Source organism: Cupriavidus sp. MEYA8 (assembly GCF_059278825.1).
In genome coordinates, this window is record NZ_CM181221.1 from 2,731,040 (window position 1) to 2,746,312 (window position 15,273).

At 68.2% G+C, this 15,273-nt stretch carries 17 protein-coding genes, 1 tRNA gene and 1 riboswitch; of the genes, 7 read left to right on the plus strand and 11 right to left on the minus strand.

From position 1 onward, the window contains the following. Positions 1-81: 81 nt before the first annotated feature. From AC5WJ1_RS12725 to ybgC, 10 genes are all read right to left on the minus strand, one after another. Positions 82-157, minus strand: a tRNA-Lys gene (locus AC5WJ1_RS12725). A gap of 58 nt (positions 158-215) precedes the next feature. Further along, entirely contained in the window at positions 216-1,331 is a 1,116-nt protein-coding gene (locus AC5WJ1_RS12730; protein ID WP_195427299.1) for a YeeE/YedE family protein, read from the minus strand. A gap of 45 nt (positions 1,332-1,376) precedes the next feature. Further along, complete coding sequence (gene queC / locus AC5WJ1_RS12735) at positions 1,377-2,060, minus strand: 7-cyano-7-deazaguanine synthase QueC (protein WP_133092417.1); 684 nt, start codon at positions 2,058-2,060, stop codon at positions 1,377-1,379. Positions 2,061-2,196: 136 nt separating this feature from the next. After that, positions 2,197-2,955, minus strand: coding sequence for a tol-pal system protein YbgF (gene ybgF, locus AC5WJ1_RS12740; protein ID WP_195427297.1), 759 nt, complete (start codon positions 2,953-2,955; stop codon positions 2,197-2,199). A gap of 18 nt (positions 2,956-2,973) precedes the next feature. Continuing rightward, positions 2,974-3,480, minus strand: coding sequence for a peptidoglycan-associated lipoprotein Pal (gene pal / locus AC5WJ1_RS12745; RefSeq protein ID WP_135705691.1), 507 nt, complete (start codon positions 3,478-3,480; stop codon positions 2,974-2,976). 15 nt (positions 3,481-3,495) lie between these two features. Then, a complete protein-coding gene (gene tolB / locus AC5WJ1_RS12750; RefSeq protein ID WP_133092420.1) occupies positions 3,496-4,848 on the minus strand; it encodes a Tol-Pal system beta propeller repeat protein TolB in 1,353 nt (450 codons plus the stop codon). Positions 4,849-5,054: 206 nt separating this feature from the next. Further along, positions 5,055-6,128 (minus strand): cell envelope integrity protein TolA, encoded by a 1,074-nt coding sequence (gene tolA / locus AC5WJ1_RS12755; protein WP_195427296.1) that lies wholly within the window; start codon positions 6,126-6,128, stop codon positions 5,055-5,057. A gap of 92 nt (positions 6,129-6,220) precedes the next feature. Beyond that, entirely contained in the window at positions 6,221-6,664 is a 444-nt protein-coding gene (tolR, locus tag AC5WJ1_RS12760; protein WP_029045462.1) for a protein TolR, read from the minus strand. Between the two features lie 64 nt (positions 6,665-6,728). After that, positions 6,729-7,412, minus strand: coding sequence for a protein TolQ (gene tolQ / locus AC5WJ1_RS12765; protein WP_195427295.1), 684 nt, complete (start codon positions 7,410-7,412; stop codon positions 6,729-6,731). Then, positions 7,409-7,813 carry a tol-pal system-associated acyl-CoA thioesterase gene (ybgC, locus tag AC5WJ1_RS12770; protein WP_029045460.1) on the minus strand — a complete coding sequence of 135 codons (405 nt, stop codon included), beginning with the start codon at positions 7,811-7,813 and terminating at the stop codon, positions 7,409-7,411. Before ybgC ends, tolQ begins: the two co-directional genes overlap by 4 nt. A 154-nt stretch (positions 7,814-7,967) precedes the next feature. Then, positions 7,968-8,069: riboswitch (ZMP/ZTP riboswitch) on the plus strand. Between the two features lie 133 nt (positions 8,070-8,202). On the opposite strand from ybgC, the gene glyA reads away from it, so the two are divergent. Next, positions 8,203-9,450: a serine hydroxymethyltransferase gene (gene glyA, locus AC5WJ1_RS12775; protein ID WP_133092422.1), complete on the plus strand. Its 1,248-nt coding sequence runs from the start codon at positions 8,203-8,205 to the stop codon at positions 9,448-9,450. A 153-nt stretch (positions 9,451-9,603) separates the two neighbouring features. Then, a complete protein-coding gene (nrdR, locus tag AC5WJ1_RS12780; protein ID WP_133092423.1) occupies positions 9,604-10,068 on the plus strand; it encodes a transcriptional regulator NrdR in 465 nt (154 codons plus the stop codon). Positions 10,069-10,137: 69 nt separating this feature from the next. Here the strand turns inward: nrdR and AC5WJ1_RS12785 are convergent, their stop codons facing one another. Then, the gene (locus tag AC5WJ1_RS12785; protein WP_195427294.1) at positions 10,138-10,506 is read right to left on the minus strand and encodes a type IV pilin protein; all 369 of its coding nucleotides are present in this window, start codon (positions 10,504-10,506) and stop codon (positions 10,138-10,140) included. 524 nt (positions 10,507-11,030) lie between these two features. On the opposite strand from AC5WJ1_RS12785, the gene AC5WJ1_RS12790 reads away from it, so the two are divergent. Genes AC5WJ1_RS12790 through AC5WJ1_RS12810 form a run of 5 tightly spaced genes read left to right on the plus strand, consistent with a single transcriptional unit; the run spans position 11,031 to position 15,243 of the window. Then, positions 11,031-11,918, plus strand: a complete 888-nt coding sequence (locus AC5WJ1_RS12790; RefSeq protein ID WP_133092425.1) for a PilW family protein — start codon at positions 11,031-11,033, stop codon at positions 11,916-11,918. An 11-nt stretch (positions 11,919-11,929) separates the two neighbouring features. Continuing rightward, positions 11,930-12,472 carry a pilus assembly protein gene (locus tag AC5WJ1_RS12795; RefSeq protein WP_240745894.1) on the plus strand — a complete coding sequence of 181 codons (543 nt, stop codon included), beginning with the start codon at positions 11,930-11,932 and terminating at the stop codon, positions 12,470-12,472. Next, on the plus strand, positions 12,469-14,274 hold the full coding sequence (locus AC5WJ1_RS12800) for a pilus assembly protein (RefSeq protein WP_195427293.1): 1,806 nt from the start codon (positions 12,469-12,471) through the stop codon (positions 14,272-14,274). Before AC5WJ1_RS12795 ends, AC5WJ1_RS12800 begins: the two co-directional genes overlap by 4 nt. Continuing rightward, positions 14,271-14,705: a type IV pilin protein gene (locus AC5WJ1_RS12805; protein WP_195427292.1), complete on the plus strand. Its 435-nt coding sequence runs from the start codon at positions 14,271-14,273 to the stop codon at positions 14,703-14,705. Before AC5WJ1_RS12800 ends, AC5WJ1_RS12805 begins: the two co-directional genes overlap by 4 nt. A gap of 1 nt (position 14,706) precedes the next feature. Then, complete coding sequence (locus tag AC5WJ1_RS12810; protein ID WP_135705702.1) at positions 14,707-15,243, plus strand: GspH/FimT family pseudopilin; 537 nt, start codon at positions 14,707-14,709, stop codon at positions 15,241-15,243. Positions 15,244-15,273 lie beyond the last annotated feature (30 nt).

The following is a 15,273-nucleotide window of genomic DNA, read 5'->3' on the forward strand; positions in this document are numbered from 1 at the left end:
TGGCGAGCTGGAGGATGCGTTTTGCGCCCCGAAAACGACAAAGGCCTACGCAATGCGCAGGCCTTTGTGGTCATCGAATGCTGGTGGGTCGTGCGTGACTCGAACACGCGACCAACGGATTAAAAGTCCGCTGCTCTACCGACTGAGCTAACGACCCGAAAAAACAGAACCGCGATTATAGTGAGGCAGATTACAAACTGTCAAGCGTTCGCGATTCAAACCATGCGTTCCAGCCGCCACATCTGGTAGCGGAACGCCAGCACCGCACCCAGAAGGATCCCGGCCAGCGCGATAAAAGACCCGATTGCCAGCGTCGACACCCCCGACAGCCCCTGCCCCACCGTGCAGCCCAGCGCAGTCACGCCGCCCGCGCCCATCAGAATGCCGCCGACCATATGGTTGGCCACGTCTTCGGCATCGCCGAAGCCTTCCCAGCGGAACGTGCGCGTGGCCAGTGCATAGACCGCCGCGCCGGCGATCACGCCGAACACGCTGACGATGCCGATGGTCAGCACCTTGCTCTTGTCGCTGAACATCATCAGCCAGTCGAGCGTATAGGCGTAAGGCGCGACGAAGCTCAGGCTTTCCATGCGGCCAGAGTTGGTCGACACAAACAGTTCTTCGAGCGTATTCGCATCCTCGGCGACGTAGCCCAGTTGGCCGGACACGTACCACATTGCCACGATGATCAGGCCGACGCCGATGCCGCCGAGCAGGTTGTCAAACGAGCGGAAGCCGCGGCCCGCCAGCGCCCACACCACCAGCACGCCGCCCAGCAGCAGCCCGAGCCCAAGCTGCAGCGCGCCGCGCGCCACGCCTGTGCCCTGCGCCAGCACCGACGGCAGGTCCTGCGTGGTCGGCAGCGTGAGCGCCACCGCGTCGACGGTATTGACGCGCACCACGCCGAACAGGCCGCGCAGCGTCATGTACGCCGACAGCCCAAGGAACACGAACACCACCAGCGACTTGAGGTTGCCCGCGCCGATGCGCACCAGCGTCTTGCTGCCGCAGCCCGATGCCAGCACCATGCCGAAGCCGAACATCAGCCCGCCCGCCAGCGCCGACAGCCAGCCCAGCTTGCTGGCGGCATAGATGGTCTTGGTCGGATCGACCGCGCCGGTCCAGGCCAGCACGCCCGTGCCGATCATGGCCACGCCGATCGCCAGGCCCCACATGCGCGCGCGGGTCCAGTCGCCCATGTTGACCACGTCGGAGACCGCGCCCATGGTGCAGAAGTGCGTGCGCTGCAGCACCGCGCCGAACAGGAAGGTCAGGACGAACGTGCTCAGCAGCACGGTGCGCGAGAGCGCGGCAAGGTCGATTTCAGGCATGTCGTTGGGAGGGGACGGCTTCTGGCGGCGTTCGGGTCGGAATGTTCAGGTGGCGCCCTGGTAGCGGGTCGGGTCGGGCACGCCGGCGGCCTCGAAGCCGGCGCGGCGAATGCGGCACGAGTCGCACACGCCGCAGGCCCGGCCGTCGTCGTCGGCCTGGTAGCACGACACCGTCAGGCTGTAGTCGACGCCCAGGCCGATGCCGGCGCGGATGATCTCGGCCTTGGTCATGTCGATGATGGGTGCGTGCACGCGGAAGCGGTCGCCCTCGACGCCCGCCTTGGTGGCAAGGTTGGCCAGGGTTTCGTAGGCGGCGACGTACTCGGGCCGGCAATCGGGATAGCCGGAGTAGTCCACCGCATTGGCGCCGAAGAACAGGTCGCGCCCGCCCACGGCCTCGGCCCAGCCGAGCGCCAGCGACAGCATGATGGTATTGCGCGCCGGCACATAGGTGACGGGGATGCCGCCGGTGGCGCCGTCGGTCGGCACTTCCAGCGCGTCGTCGGTCAGCGCCGAACCGCCGAAGCGGCGCAGGTCGAGGTCGACGATTTCGTGGCGGGTAGCGCCCAGCGCCGCGGCCACGCGCTTCGCGGCCTCCAGCTCGGAAGAATGGCGCTGGCCATAGCGCATCGACAGCGCATAGGTCTCGAAACCCTGGGCGCGGGCCATGGCAAGTACGGTGGCGGAGTCGAGTCCGCCGGAAAGCAGGACGATGGCGCGTTTGGTCATGGTGCGGGGGCGCACCGGGGGCGGCGCGCAAGAACATTCAGGCGAATCGCATATTCTAGCGCGACAAACGAAAAAGGCCCGCCAGAGCGAACCTTGGCGAGCCTTGCAGCAGCGGTCGGCGCGCCGCCGACGACGCTTACTTGAGCGTCTTCAGCCGGTTGTTCGCCGCCTGCGCGCCTTCGGTGCCCGGGTACTTTGCCACCACCTGCTCCAGCGTCTTGCGCGCGGCCGCCTTCTGGCCGGACTCGAGCTGGTTGTTGGCAATGGCGATCATCGCGTCCGGCACCTTGGGGTGCGTCGGGTTGGCGTTGACCATGTTCTGCAGCACGAAGGTGGACCCCTTGTAGTCGCGCTGCGCATACAGCGAGTTACCGAGCCAGTACTGCGCCAGCGGCAGGTACGGGCTCTGCGGGTACTTCTTCACGAACGCCGAGAACGAATTCCCGGCGCTCTTGAAGTCGCCCGCCTGGAACTGCTTGAGCGCGGCATCGTATTCGGGCTTTTCGCCCGGCTGCGACACGCCTTCGCGGCCCTCGACCGTGACCTGTTGCGGCTCGAATTTCTTCAGGCGCGCATCGAGGTCGGCGTAGTAGTCCTTCTGCTGCTTCTGCAGCGTGTCCACCGTGTTCTGCAGCACTTCATTCTGGCCGCGCAGCCGCGCCACTTCCTGGCGCATGCCCTCGAGCTGGTTCTGCATCTCGAGCGTGGTGCGGCTGTTCTGCTCGATGCGCTGCGTGGCGGTCGCCTGGAAACCGTTGAACTGGTCGCGCAGGCCGATGACCGCCTTGCGTGCCTCGTCATCGTCGAACACACCGGCATGCGCCTGCGTGAGCGGCAGCATGCCGCCGCCGGCGACGGCGGCAAGCCACAACAGGGTGGAAACGCGTGCTTTCATGGAGGGTCAGTCCGCAGATCAGTAGTTGATGTCCGCGCGGCGGTTTTCCGCCCACGAGGCTTCATCGTGGCCGGTGGCCTTGGGCTTTTCCTTGCCCAGGCTCACGGCTTCCATCTGGCCGTCGGGTACGCCCATCGAGGCCAGCGAACGGCGCACGGCTTCCGCGCGCTTCTGGCCCAGCGCCAGGTTGTACTCGCTGGTGCCACGCTCGTCGGTGTTGCCCTGGATCAGGATCTTGCGGCCCTTGTTGCTGCCCAGGTACTTGGCGTGCTCGGTCAGCATGCCCTGGTAGTCGGACTTGACCGTGTAGCTGTCGAAGTCGAAGTACACGCTGCGCTTGGCCAGCGGGCTGTTCGGGTCGTTCAGCGGATCGGCGGCGGTCACCGGCGTGACGGCGCGCGGGTCCGCCCCCGTGCCGGCCTTGCCGGCGCCGTTGGCGGTGTCGTCCAGCTTGACGCCGGAGCTGCAGGCGCCCAGGGCCAGCAGTGCAGCGACGGCAAGGGTTTTGGTCATCAGTTGAGGCATGGTGAATGACTCCTGTTATTGCATGAAAGGACCCCAGGACGGCTCGCGAACATCGCCGGACTGGAGGGACAGAACCTGCCGGGTACGCCCGTCAGTGGACACGGCCGCCAGCACCGCGCGACCGCCCACACGGGTGGCATAGAGAATGTACTTGCCGTTGGCGGCGAAGCTCGGGGCCTCATCGTTGGCCGTATCCGTCAGCGACGTCACGTCGCCGTTGCTCAGGTCCTGCAGTTGCAGCTTGAAGCCGCCCGCGCGCGAGATGTACGCCAGGTACTTGCCGTCCGGCGAGATGCGCGGGCTTACGTTGTAGCTGCCCTTGAAGGTGACACGCTGCGCCGCGCCGGCCTCTTCGCCGCCGGCGGGCATGCGATAGACCTGCGGCGCACCGCCGCGGTCGCTGGTGAAGTAGATGCTGCGGCCGTCGGGCGAGTACTGCGGCTCGGTGTCGATGGCGCTGCTGCGCGACAGGCGGCGGATGCCTGAACCGTCGGCGTTCACCTGGTAGATCTGGGTATTGCCGTCGCGCGACAGCGCCAGTGCCAGGCGCTGGCCGTCAGGCGACCACGACGGCGCGCTGTTGTTGCCCTTCTGGTTCGATACCAGCGTGCGCTTGCCGCTGGCCAGGTCGTGCACGTACACCACCGGCTTCTTGGCTTCGAACGAGACATAGGCCACGCGGCGGCCGTCCGGCGACCACGACGGCGAGATGATCGGCTCGTTGCTGGTCAGCGCCACCTGCGAGTTCTGGCCGTCCGAGTCCGAGATCAGCAGCTGGTACTTGCCGCCCACCTTGGACACGTACGACAGGCGCGTGGCAAACACGCCGCGCTCGCCCAGCAGCTTCTCGTAGATGTAGTCGGCGATCTTGTGAGCGGTCACGCGCAGCTGGCCCTGGTTGACCGTGAAGGCCAGCCCGCCCAGGCTCTGGCCCTTGACCGTGTCGTACAGGCGGAAACGCACCTCGTACTGGCCACCCGCGGCGGGGGTCACGCTGCCGGCCACGAAGGCGTCGGCGCCGCGCGACTTCCAGCTGCCCAGGTCGACATTGGCGGATTCCGCGACCGTGGCGCCGCCGGGGTCGACATTGCGCAGGCGGCCGCTGCGCGCCAGGTCGGCGCGGATGATCGCGGTCAGGTTCTGCGGGGCCTGGGCCTCGCCCTGGAAATTGGCGGTGGCAACCGGGATCTGGCTCGAGCCAACCCCGGAGATCTCAACGTTAAGCTGCGCGTGCGCGGCGCCGGCGGCCACGGTCAGTGCCGCGGCCAGCCACGCCATCAGCGCGCGGCGTCCCGCCCGGCGGGCGGCTCGTTGGTTTGCATGGTGCCGCCTCTCGGACAGCCAGTTGGGGGCCCAAAGCTTTCGCATGCTGCTCCTCAGTCGATTTCAAGATTCGTCGGGCACGGCAGGAATCAGGCAGACGGCAACACGGGCAGGACCGCGCATGGCGCATCCCCGTTGTGCGTGCGGTCTGCACACTGCCGGCTGCGTCAGGCAACCTGCCATCGTAGCGATGGGACTGAAAGCCGGCGATGAAGGTTGCATTATGTTGCAAATCATGGCGCGCCGGTCACTCAGTCCTTCGGCCGGAAGGTGATGGTGAAGCTGGACGGCGCCTTGCCGTCCTCGTCGCGCGGCAGCGGATCGGAACGTTCGACCGCGCGCAGCACGGCATTGTCCCACGACGAATTGCCGCTGGACTTGGACAGCCGCGCCGACATCAGCGAGCCATCCGGCGCCAGCCGCACCGATACCACCGCGCTGGGGTTGCCCGGTACGTCTTCGGTGAACACGATGTTGGGCTTCACCCGGCGGCGCACGCGGTCGGCATAGCCCGGCGAGGCCTTGCCGCCGCCGCCGGCGCCCGCGCCGGTCGTGCTGCCAACGCCACCACCGCCGGCGCCGCCGCCGGCCAGCGCCTGCAGGCGCGCCAGTTCGCTCTTGCGCTGTGCATTGGCGGCCGCCTCGGACTGTGCCTTGGCCTTGGCATCGGCCTGTGCCTTGGCCTTCGCCTCGGCCTGGGCTTTCGCCTTGGCGTCCGCCTGGGCCCTGGCCTTGGCGTCGGCGGCTTCCTTGCGCTCGCGCTCGGCCTGTTCCTTGCGATCCTGCTCCTGCTGCGCGGCCTTTTTCTTCGCGTCTTCCTTGCGCTGCGCTTCCTTGCGCTCAGCCTCCTTGCGCTCGGCTTCCTTGCGCGCCGCGTCCTTCCGCGCTTCTTCCTTCCGCGCTTCTTCCTTCCGGGCTTCTTCCTTGCGCGCCGCTTCCTTGCGTTCGGCCTCCTTGCGGGCCGTTTCCTTGCGCTCGGCTTCCTCGCGCGCTGCGGCCTCGGCCTGCCGCTTCTTCTTCTCGAGCGCGATGTCGGCGTCTTCCTCGACCTTGCTCTTCACCTGCGGCGCCGGCGGTGCCGGCACCGGGCGCTGCTGCACCACCGGCTCGGGCTCAGGTTCGCGCGGCGGCGGTGGCGGCGCGGTGGCGGCGGGAACCTCTTCCCACAGCTCGGCCTCGGCGCCGACCGGCGTGCTGCTCTGCCAGTGCACGCCGTAATACAGCACGATGCCCAGCAGCAGGTGCATGACGAGCGCGAGCACGAAGGAACGCATGGTTCCCCGCTCTTTCACCGGCTGGTAGGGATAGGCGGCGACGGTATTCATCGGGCGCAACGGCAATCGCAATGGCTGTCAGTCGGGCGCATCAATGCGGCTTCAATACGGGTTCAACGCGGGTTCAACGCGGGTTCAACGCGTCAGGAAGTCTTGGACTTGACCATCAGGCCCACGCGCTTGATGCCGTCGGCCTTCAGGACCGACATGACATCGAGCACGGCTTCGTACTTCACCGAACGGTCGGCGGCGATCACCACCGGCTGGTCCGGGTTCTCGTTCTGGCGCTGGTGCACGAAATCGAGCAGGCCCTGCTTGTCGAGCTTGCGCTCGAAGGCATTGCCGGCGTTGTCCTTGCCGCGCGCGGTCAGGTCGCCGTTCTCGTGCACGGTGACGACGATCGGCGGCGCCTTCTGCTGCGGCGTGGCGTTGGCCACGGTGGGCAGGTCCACGGTGGCGGGGCTCACGATCGGCGCTGCCACCATGAAGATGACCAGCAGCACGAGCATGACGTCGATATAGGGCACGACGTTGATGTCGGCGCTTGCCCGGCGGCGCGAACCGCCGCGGCGCTGAATGGCTGCCATTGCAGGACTCCTGGAAACGACGGGAGCCCGGGCCGCTCACCCGGACTCCCCGTCTTGGATTCGGTTAGCGCGCCTGCCGTTGCAGGATGTTCAGGAACTCTTCCATGAAGCTTTCGAAACGGATCGCCAGGCGGTCGATTTCGGTGGCATAGCGGTTATACGCGATCACCGCCGGGATCGCCGCGAACAGGCCGATCGCGGTGGCCACCAGCGCTTCGGCAATGCCGGGGGCCACCGATGCCAGCGTGGCCTGCTGCACATTCGACAGGCCGCGGAATGCGTTCATGATCCCCCACACGGTGCCGAACAGGCCGATATACGGGCTGACCGAGCCCACCGAGGCCAGGAACGGCAGGTGCGACTCGAGCACGTCCATCTCGCGCTGGTAGGCGGCACGCATGGCGCGGCGGGCCGCGTCGAGCAGCGCGCCGGAATCGTTGCCGCGCTCGCGCGCCTTCAGGAACTCGCCCATGCCGGATTCAAAGATCCGCTCGAGCGCGCCGGTGTTGTGGCGGTTGTTGACGGCACTGTTATAGAGCGCCTGCAGGTCGCCGCCGGCCCAGAAGTCGCGCTCGAACCCTTCGGTCTGGGTGCGCGCCGAGCGCAATGCCAGGTGCTTGCGGAAGATATAGGTCCACGAAAACAGCGACATGACGAGCAACAGCGCCATGACGGCCTGTGCCAGCAGGCTGGCGTGGAGCACCAGCGTTACGATCGACATGTCTTGCGTGACGGTCACGGGATTCATCGGGCGGACTTGATGGTAGCTAGGACGGGGGCCGGAATCGGGGCGGGACGAAAAGTGCTTCGATCAACACATCCGACGCGGATGGCGCCGGATGCAAGCATCAGCTCGTCACGCCAGGCTTCCTGCGTGAACTGGACCGAGGCCGGGCCGACCCGGTCGATGCGCGTGCGGATCTCGAGCTGGTCATCGAGGCGGGCGGGCGCATTGTAGTCCACCGCCGTGCTACGGACGATGAAGACCACGCCGGCCTCGTCGGCCAGCGCCTGCTGCTCGATACCGAGCGAACGCAGCCACTCGGTGCGGGCCCGTTCGAAGAACTTGAGGTAGTTGGCGTAGAACACTACGCCGCCCGCGTCGGTGTCTTCCCAGTACACCCGCAGGGTCCAGACAAAGTTTGTCATGGCCGCGATTGTAACGGAGAGCGAACGCGGTTTCGTGTAAACCCGCAGTACGAGTTTGCAACAGCAAGTTGCTGGCCAGCCCTTGACCAGCCTTGGCTGGCGGGTTGACGGCTTGCGGCGGGCGCACTCTACGCGCTACACTGCGCGCAACCATTCCATCTTGCGCGACTGGCGAAGTCAGTGGGCACTACCACGAGGAAGCGCAAGTTCTCTGGCGTGTTGTTTCACACGCCTGCCGCTCGCCTGGGCAGCGAATGGGAAGCAGGGTGCGCCCTGCGCCGACGGCTGCAAAGTGCCGCCGGCGCCGGTCGCCGCTAGCCTTCCCCGCGCGCCCTAACCGATGCCCCCGATGCTTGAATCGGATTCCCTTTTTTCAGACGAGTCTCGCCATGTTCGAACGCAGCCGTTTCACGATCGACCAGATCGACCCTGAGGTCTTTGCCGCCATCCAGAAGGAAAACCAGCGCCAGGAAGACCACATCGAGCTGATCGCCTCCGAAAACTACACCTCGCCGGCCGTGATGGCCGCGCAGGGTTCGCAACTGACCAACAAGTATGCCGAGGGCTATCCCGGCAAGCGCTACTACGGTGGCTGCGAGTTTGTCGACATGGTCGAGCAGCTGGCCATCGACCGCGTCAAGCAGCTGTTCGGCGCCGAGGCCGCCAACGTGCAGCCCAACTCGGGCTCGCAGGCCAACCAGGGCGTGTACTTCGCCATGCTCAAGCCGGGCGACACCATCATGGGCATGAGCCTGGCCGAAGGCGGCCACCTCACCCACGGCATGGCGCTCAACATGAGCGGCAAGTGGTTCAACGTGGTCAGCTACGGCCTGAACGCCCAGGAAGACATCGACTACGACGCGCTGGAAAAGCTCGCGCAAGAGAAGAAGCCCAAGCTGATCATCGCCGGCGCCTCGGCCTTCGCGCTGCGCATCGACTTCGAGCGCATCAGCAAGGTCGCCAAGTCGATCGGTGCCTACTTCATGGTCGACATGGCCCACTACGCTGGCCTGATCGCCGCGGGCGTCTACCCGAACCCGGTGCCGCACGCCGACTTCGTCACCACCACCACGCACAAGAGCCTGCGCGGCCCGCGCGGCGGCGTGATCCTGATGAAGGCCGAGCATGAGAAGGCCATCAACTCGGCGATCTTCCCCGGCATCCAGGGCGGCCCGCTGATGCACGTGATCGCCGGCAAGGCGGTGGCGTTCAAGGAAGCACTGACCCCCGAGTTCAAGGAATACCAGCAGCAAGTGGTGAAGAACGCCGCCGTGCTGGCCGAGACCCTGATCGCGCGCGGCCTGCGCATCGTCTCTGGCCGTACCGAAAGCCACGTGATGCTGGTCGACCTGCGCGCCAAGCACATCACCGGCAAGGACGCCGAACGCATCCTGGGCGAGGCGCACATCACCGTCAACAAGAACGCCATCCCGAACGATCCGGAAAAGCCGTTCGTGACCTCGGGCGTGCGCCTGGGCTCGCCGGCCATGACCACGCGCGGCTTCAAGGAAGAAGAAGCCCGCATCGTCGGCAACCTGATCGCCGACGTGCTGGAGAACCCGCACGACGCCGCCAACATCGCCAGCGTGCGCGAGCAGGTGGCTGCCCTGACCAAGCGTTTCCCGGTCTACGGCTGATGCTTCCAGGCCACCCGCGAGGGTGGCCGGCAGCCCCGCAAGCCGCGCCCTGCCACACGCAGGCGGTCCGGCTTGCGGGCCTCGCCAACCCGCCCGCCTGCGCAGGACATCCATGCGGAACAGGCGACGGAATTCAACTGAAGGTGGTCCGGCATGAAATGCCCCTTTTGCGGTCATTCCAATACCCAGGTGCTCGACACGCGCATGTCGGAAGACGGCGATGCCGTGCGCCGGCGCCGGCGCTGCGAGTCCTGCGACCGCCGCTTCACCACCTATGAGCGGATCGAGCTGTTCTTTCCCGCCATCGTCAAGAAAAACGGTTCGCGCGTCGACTACGCGCGCGCCAAGCTGAAGGATTCGATGCGCCTGGCGCTGCGCAAGCGCCCGGTCTCGGCCGAGGCCATCGATGAAGCCATCACCCGCATCGAGGAAAGACTGCTGTCGCTGGGCGAGAAGGAAATCCCCAGCAGCCAGGTCGGCGAGCTGGTGATGCGCGAGCTGCGCAAGCTCGACAAGATCGCGTATATCCGGTTTGCGTCGGTGTACCGGAGTTTCGAGGATGTTTCCGAATTCTCCGATGTGCTCGCCGAAGTGACCGCGGGCAACAGCAAGCGCTGAGCGCCCTGCTCCACCGTCAACGTTCCCAGCAGTCTTGCAGATACGCGGCGGGATTCGCGCCGACCGCGTTCAGCCGCGTGCCCGCCTGGTCCGGCAAGGAGGTGCCGCAGGCATCCGCCGCATTGACTGGCACGGCCTGCACACATAGCCGTTCGCCGTCAGCGAACTGGCCACCAGCGAGATGTTGTAGCGCACCCGGTTGCTGTCGCGCGGCGAGGTGCGCAACGCTGCCGGCAAGGCAAACGCCGCCCCGGCCGTATCCTGGTCATCGCGCCCGTTGACCGAGCGGAAGCGCTCCAGCTGCTGCGCCGCCTCGGTCATCATGCCGCGCGCATCGGTGCGGTAGCGACGCCGCACATGCTCGGTGCAGTTGGGGATGGCGATCGCGGCGAGGATGCCGAGGATCGATACCGCGACCATCAGCCCGATCAGCGTCATGCCGCCCATGGTCCGGACGCGGCGGCTACGGAACCCAGATATTGCCCTTTTCCATCACGCTGATGACATCGCCCGTGGTCGCGCTGGCGACCGGTTCATCGCGGTCTTACCAAATTTTGCGCATTCATATCAGGCGTCTACAAAGCGCACGGCAGCGGCGGGATACGGTGGAGGTCCCGAAATGCCCTGACGCCGCGCGCCATGCACCATCTCTTCGCCCTGCCCTGCCGCCTGCTTCGTTGCCTGCTTCGTTGTCTTCCTCGTTGCCTGCCTCCACGTGGCGCCATCCGCGGATACATCCTGTTCGAATCGCTCTGCGGGCTGGCGATCTTCACCGCCGGCCTGGCATCGCTCGCAATCCTGGGGCCGACGGGACTCGGCTGGCAGCGAGCGCTGGATCAGGCTAGCCATGACACGCGCAGGACGGCAGAGTCGGCCGAACTGGCGCCATGGCCGGCCGGACTGCCTCTGAACCGTGCCGGCGCGGGGCTGCCATGAGAGCGCTTCCGATACGAACGCTTCCGATGCGCCGCCATGGCCAGGGCTTTTCGCTGACCGAAGCCATGGTCGGCCTGGCGCTCGGGCTCATTGTCGCCGCCGTCGCCACGGCGGCGTGGCAGGTGGCACTGTCCGCCTACCGCAGCGCGGCGGAGCGCGTACTGCTGGAAGAACGCGGCCAGCGCGCGCTCGCCATCCTGAGCGCGCTGCTGCGCCAGGCCGGCTGGCATGCCGGCACACTCGACGCGTCGGCGCCGCCCGCCGTCAGCGGCGCCGACGACTGCGGGCAGCCGGGCATCGCCGAAGTGCCGACGTGCACCCGCCACGGCGTCGCGAACAGCGATGTGCTGCTGGTGCGGTTCAGCGGCCAGGGCCAGCCCGGCGATCCGAGCCAGCCTGACGAGACGATGATCGATTGCAGCGGGTATCCGCTGGCGGCACGGATGGCGGGGGCCGAAGGCGCCACGGGTTTTGTCGCGGCGAACATGCTCTATATAGCCGCCGCCACGGACGGCGAGCCGCAACTGCTGTGCCGCTATCCGTCCCGCCGCAATGGCCAGGTCGACGGACAGGGCTGGACTTCGGGGGCACTGGTCCGTGGCGTCGCCTCGCTGCAACTGCGCTTCGGGGTGGACATGGATGGCGACCGTCAGCCAGATGCGTTCCTGCCAGCGGCACGGGTCCAGGCCATGGGGGCGCACGCATGGCAGCGCGTACTGGCGGTGCAGATCGCGCTTGCGCTGCAGGGCGAGCAGCGCGGCGCTGCCCGTGACGCTGCCGTGAGCGCGCGCGCTGACGATGCCCTGGCCGACCTGCAGGCAGCGCCGGTCGACACGCACCGCGCCAACCGGCGCGTGTTCGCCACGACGGTCCGCCTGCGCAACGCCCTGCGCTGCGAGGAGACACTATGCTGAGGCCGCACGCGATGACGCAGGCCGGCGGCATCACGCTGCTGTTCGCGGCGACGATGCTGCTGCTGGTCGCCGCCACCGCGGCGGCCATGCTGCAAATGCTTTTGGCAGGCCGGCAACTGGCGGCCGCCGGCCGCGATCGCGAGATCGCGTTCCGGGCAGCAGAAGCCGCCCTGCTCGAGGCGGAGGCGGAACTGCTCGCCGCCGCCGGTGGCAGTGACGACCGCTTCGGCCAGTGGCCCGCCGCGGGCGAATGCGGTCGCGGCGCGCAGGCGGCGCTGTGCAACACTGCGCACGCGCGCACGCCGGTATGGCAGCCGTGGCTGCATGGCCTGGCTACGGACCTGGCGATTGGCGTGCCGGCAAGCGGCGTTGCCATCGTGCCGGAAGCCTTTGCAGGTTCTTTTACGGCGCCGCGTTACGTTGCCGAGCTGCTCGACTACGGCCCCATGCCTGACGAAGGCCGGCCGGCCTTGCCGCGGCTGCGCATCACCGCCGTCGGCTTCGGCCGCTCGCCCGCGGTACGGGCCGTCGTGCAGAGCATCGTGCAGCCATGAACCTACGCGCCGCCCTTATGCTTGCCTGCGTGCTCCCGCTGCTGCCTGTCCTGGCGGTTGCGGCCGGCAATGACAGCACTGCCGGCCAGCTCCCGCTCGCTTACCAGATCGAACCCGGCGCAAAATCCTGGACTGGCCGGTTGCGCGCAGTCGGCTGGCAAGCGTCGCTCGTCGGCACCGACGATCGCCAGCCACTGTCGGGCCTGTGGGAAGCGGGTGCCTTGCTGGATGCCAGGCAACTCCCATCGCGCAGGATCTACACCTCGCTGCCGGCGTCCATGCTCCAGCCGGAGCGGCTGGTGGCGCTCCAATGGCCCGACCTGGACGATGCCACGCGCGAGCGACTCGACGTCCAGCAACTGGCCTGGCTGCGCGGCGACAATGCCAATCCCGCGCTGCGCCCGCGCGAGACGCGGCTGGCCAGCGCGCGCGGCGCGCGCGTGCTGGTGGTCGCGCCGCCGGCGTGGCAGCCGGGACAGCCTGGCCATGCTCCCTTCCGCGTGCGCCATGCACAGCGGCCACACATGGCATGGCTCGGCACCGTCGATGGCCAGCTGCACGGCTTCGATGCCGTCAACGGCGAGGAGCGTGCCGTCTACCTGCCCCGCACGTTGCTGCCGCTGGCCGCCGCCATGGCCGAGTCCAGGGCCCCGGTCGCGCCCAATCCCTGCCCCCGCCCCGAAAGCACCGACGCCGTCGTCGGCGGTGCCTGGCGCACGCTGCTGCTGTGCGCGTTCCGCGGCGGGCCGGAGGACATTGCCGGGGTGTTTGCACTAGACATCACCGAACCAGACGCCGCGCTGCCATTGCGGTTGCTGTGGGAACAGGCGGCCACGCCGGCCTTGCCGCTTGCCGGCATCGGGCCGGTTCGCGTGGCCGCGCTAAGCGACAGCCAGGCGCCGCGCTGGCATGCCATCGCACTGCTGGCACCACCGGCGGAGCCCGGGCTTGCGCTGCTGCCGCTCGACACGCCAGCGGCGCCATGGCGCATGCTGCGCGTGGCCGGGCAAGGCTGCGACGGCACGCCATCGGCGGCCGCGCTGCGCGCCGTGACCGTGGCAAAGGCGTTCGACGGCACTGCGCTGGCTGCGTACGCCACCGATGCTGACGGCCAGCTGTGGCGTTTTGCGCTGGGCGATGTCCTGCGGCAGCAGCCTGCGCCGCCGGCCACCTGCCTGTATCGCCTGCGCGGCGGGGTCGGCCTTGCCGAGCCGGCCCCGCCGGTGGTGCTGGGCACGCCGGCGCAACCGCTGGTGGTCTATGCGGCCGGCAACGAACTGGCCGCCGTAGCCGATGGCACCCATGCCGCCAGCCAGCCCGCCAGCATCGAAGTGCGAGCACAAGGCGCCGGCTTTGTCCTCCAGGCCGCACCGGGCCAGAGGCCGTCGGCGCAAACGGTTGGCTGGCACCTTGTCCTGCCCGATGCCGACGAACAGATCGAGCGCGTCAGCTTGGCCTCGCCGGGCTACCTCGTCGTCGTGACACGGCTGCCGGACGGCAGGCAGCGGAGCTACCTCGTGCTGGGTGCCACTGGCGAGTCAGTCGGCCGCAAGACGGACGGCGCGCCGGTGCTTCCCTTTGTCACCGGGCAAGTCAGCGAAGGCCCGCCGATCTTCACCCGTGAAACCCTGCCGGGGATGACACCCCAGGCCGGCAGTGCCGGCCGCGAGGTCCACGCGCTGGCGCTATGGGCAGTGGAGAACGGCGTGGCAACGCGCCTTGCACACGTGGTGGCAAGCCGTCGCACCGGCCGGCTGGCATGGCGCGAACTGGCGGGTCCGGCCAAGGAGACGGCACCATGAGTCCGCGCGGCTTTTCCCTGATCGAGCTCATGGCCGTGGTGGTGATCGCCGCGCTGCTGGCTTCGCTTGCCGTGCCCGCCTGGCACGAGCATCTCCGGCGCGGCTGGCGCGCCCAGGCACGCGCCGAACTGGCCTCTGCCTTGCTGGAGCTGGAACGGCACGCCGCGGGAGCCATGAGCTTCGCCACGCAGCCCGGAGGCGACACCGTGGCCGGCGACTGGCCGCGCCCGGTGCCGGCAACCGGCCTGGCACGGCATGTCATTTCGGCAGCGCCCTGCCCGGCGGCGAGCCTGGACACCTGCGTCGAACTGCGCGCCACGCCGCGCCAGCCCGACCAGCAGTGCGGCGTCCTGATCCTGCGCAGCACCGGCCAGTGGCTGTCCTGGCCGGAGAACGCGGACCGGCCGGGCCCGTTGCCGGCAGAGTGCTGAGATGCCACGCGTTCCTCGCTGCGCCGGCGTGAGCCTGGCCGAGCTGCTGGCCTGCCTCGCCATCCTGGCGGTGCTGGCCGCCACGGCCTGGCCATCCTTCAGCGCACTGCTGGCGCGCCAGGCGGTGGACCAGGCCGCCGACCGGCTTGCCGCGTCGCTGGCGCTGGCGCGCTCCACTGCGATGGCGCGCCGCATCGAAGTGACGCTACAGCCTCTGGACGGACAGCCCGGCCTCGACCGCGGCTGGCAACTGCTGGCCGGACCCGGCCCGGCTACGACGCCGCTGGCGGTGGTCGAGCCCGCCGCGTCCTGCCTGCGCGTGGCGCTGCGGCAGACCGGCCGCGACAGCCATACGGTGCGATTCACAGCTGTGGGATACTCTCGGTCTGAACAAGGCGGCTTCCAGGCCGCCACCTTCGCGCTCAGCTGCCGCGGCGCGCAGCGCCAGGTGCGCCTTGGCGCCCAGGGCCGCATCCGGCTCTGCACGCCGGGCCGCGACAGCGATTGCGATGCAGCGGACGGGCCCGAGCCGCTGTAACCCTGGAACCCCGGACAGACTCTCCTCCCA

Bases quoted from the DNA above. Each gene is read 5' to 3' on its own strand.
- tolB (WP_133092420.1), bottom strand. From the start codon at position 4,848: ATGCGAAAGCTTTGGGCCCCCAACTGGCTGTCCGAGAGGCGGCACCAT.
- AC5WJ1_RS12790 (WP_133092425.1), top strand. From the start codon at position 11,031: ATGCGCCGCCATGGCCAGGGCTTTTCGCTGACCGAAGCCATGGTCGGC.
- tolR (WP_029045462.1), bottom strand. From the start codon at position 6,664: ATGGCAGCCATTCAGCGCCGCGGCGGTTCGCGCCGCCGGGCAAGCGCC.
- tolA (WP_195427296.1), bottom strand. From the start codon at position 6,128: ATGAATACCGTCGCCGCCTATCCCTACCAGCCGGTGAAAGAGCGGGGA.
- AC5WJ1_RS12800 (WP_195427293.1), top strand. From the start codon at position 12,469: ATGAACCTACGCGCCGCCCTTATGCTTGCCTGCGTGCTCCCGCTGCTG.
- tolQ (WP_195427295.1), bottom strand. From the start codon at position 7,412: ATGAATCCCGTGACCGTCACGCAAGACATGTCGATCGTAACGCTGGTG.
- AC5WJ1_RS12810 (WP_135705702.1), top strand. From the start codon at position 14,707: ATGCCACGCGTTCCTCGCTGCGCCGGCGTGAGCCTGGCCGAGCTGCTG.
- AC5WJ1_RS12785 (WP_195427294.1), bottom strand. From the start codon at position 10,506: ATGACGCTGATCGGGCTGATGGTCGCGGTATCGATCCTCGGCATCCTC.
- AC5WJ1_RS12730 (WP_195427299.1), bottom strand. From the start codon at position 1,331: ATGCCTGAAATCGACCTTGCCGCGCTCTCGCGCACCGTGCTGCTGAGC.
- queC (WP_133092417.1), bottom strand. From the start codon at position 2,060: ATGACCAAACGCGCCATCGTCCTGCTTTCCGGCGGACTCGACTCCGCC.
- ybgC (WP_029045460.1), bottom strand. From the start codon at position 7,813: ATGACAAACTTTGTCTGGACCCTGCGGGTGTACTGGGAAGACACCGAC.
- ybgF (WP_195427297.1), bottom strand. From the start codon at position 2,955: ATGAAAGCACGCGTTTCCACCCTGTTGTGGCTTGCCGCCGTCGCCGGC.
- pal (WP_135705691.1), bottom strand. From the start codon at position 3,480: ATGCCTCAACTGATGACCAAAACCCTTGCCGTCGCTGCACTGCTGGCC.
- nrdR (WP_133092423.1), top strand. From the start codon at position 9,604: ATGAAATGCCCCTTTTGCGGTCATTCCAATACCCAGGTGCTCGACACG.
- glyA (WP_133092422.1), top strand. From the start codon at position 8,203: ATGTTCGAACGCAGCCGTTTCACGATCGACCAGATCGACCCTGAGGTC.
- AC5WJ1_RS12795 (WP_240745894.1), top strand. From the start codon at position 11,930: ATGACGCAGGCCGGCGGCATCACGCTGCTGTTCGCGGCGACGATGCTG.
- AC5WJ1_RS12805 (WP_195427292.1), top strand. From the start codon at position 14,271: ATGAGTCCGCGCGGCTTTTCCCTGATCGAGCTCATGGCCGTGGTGGTG.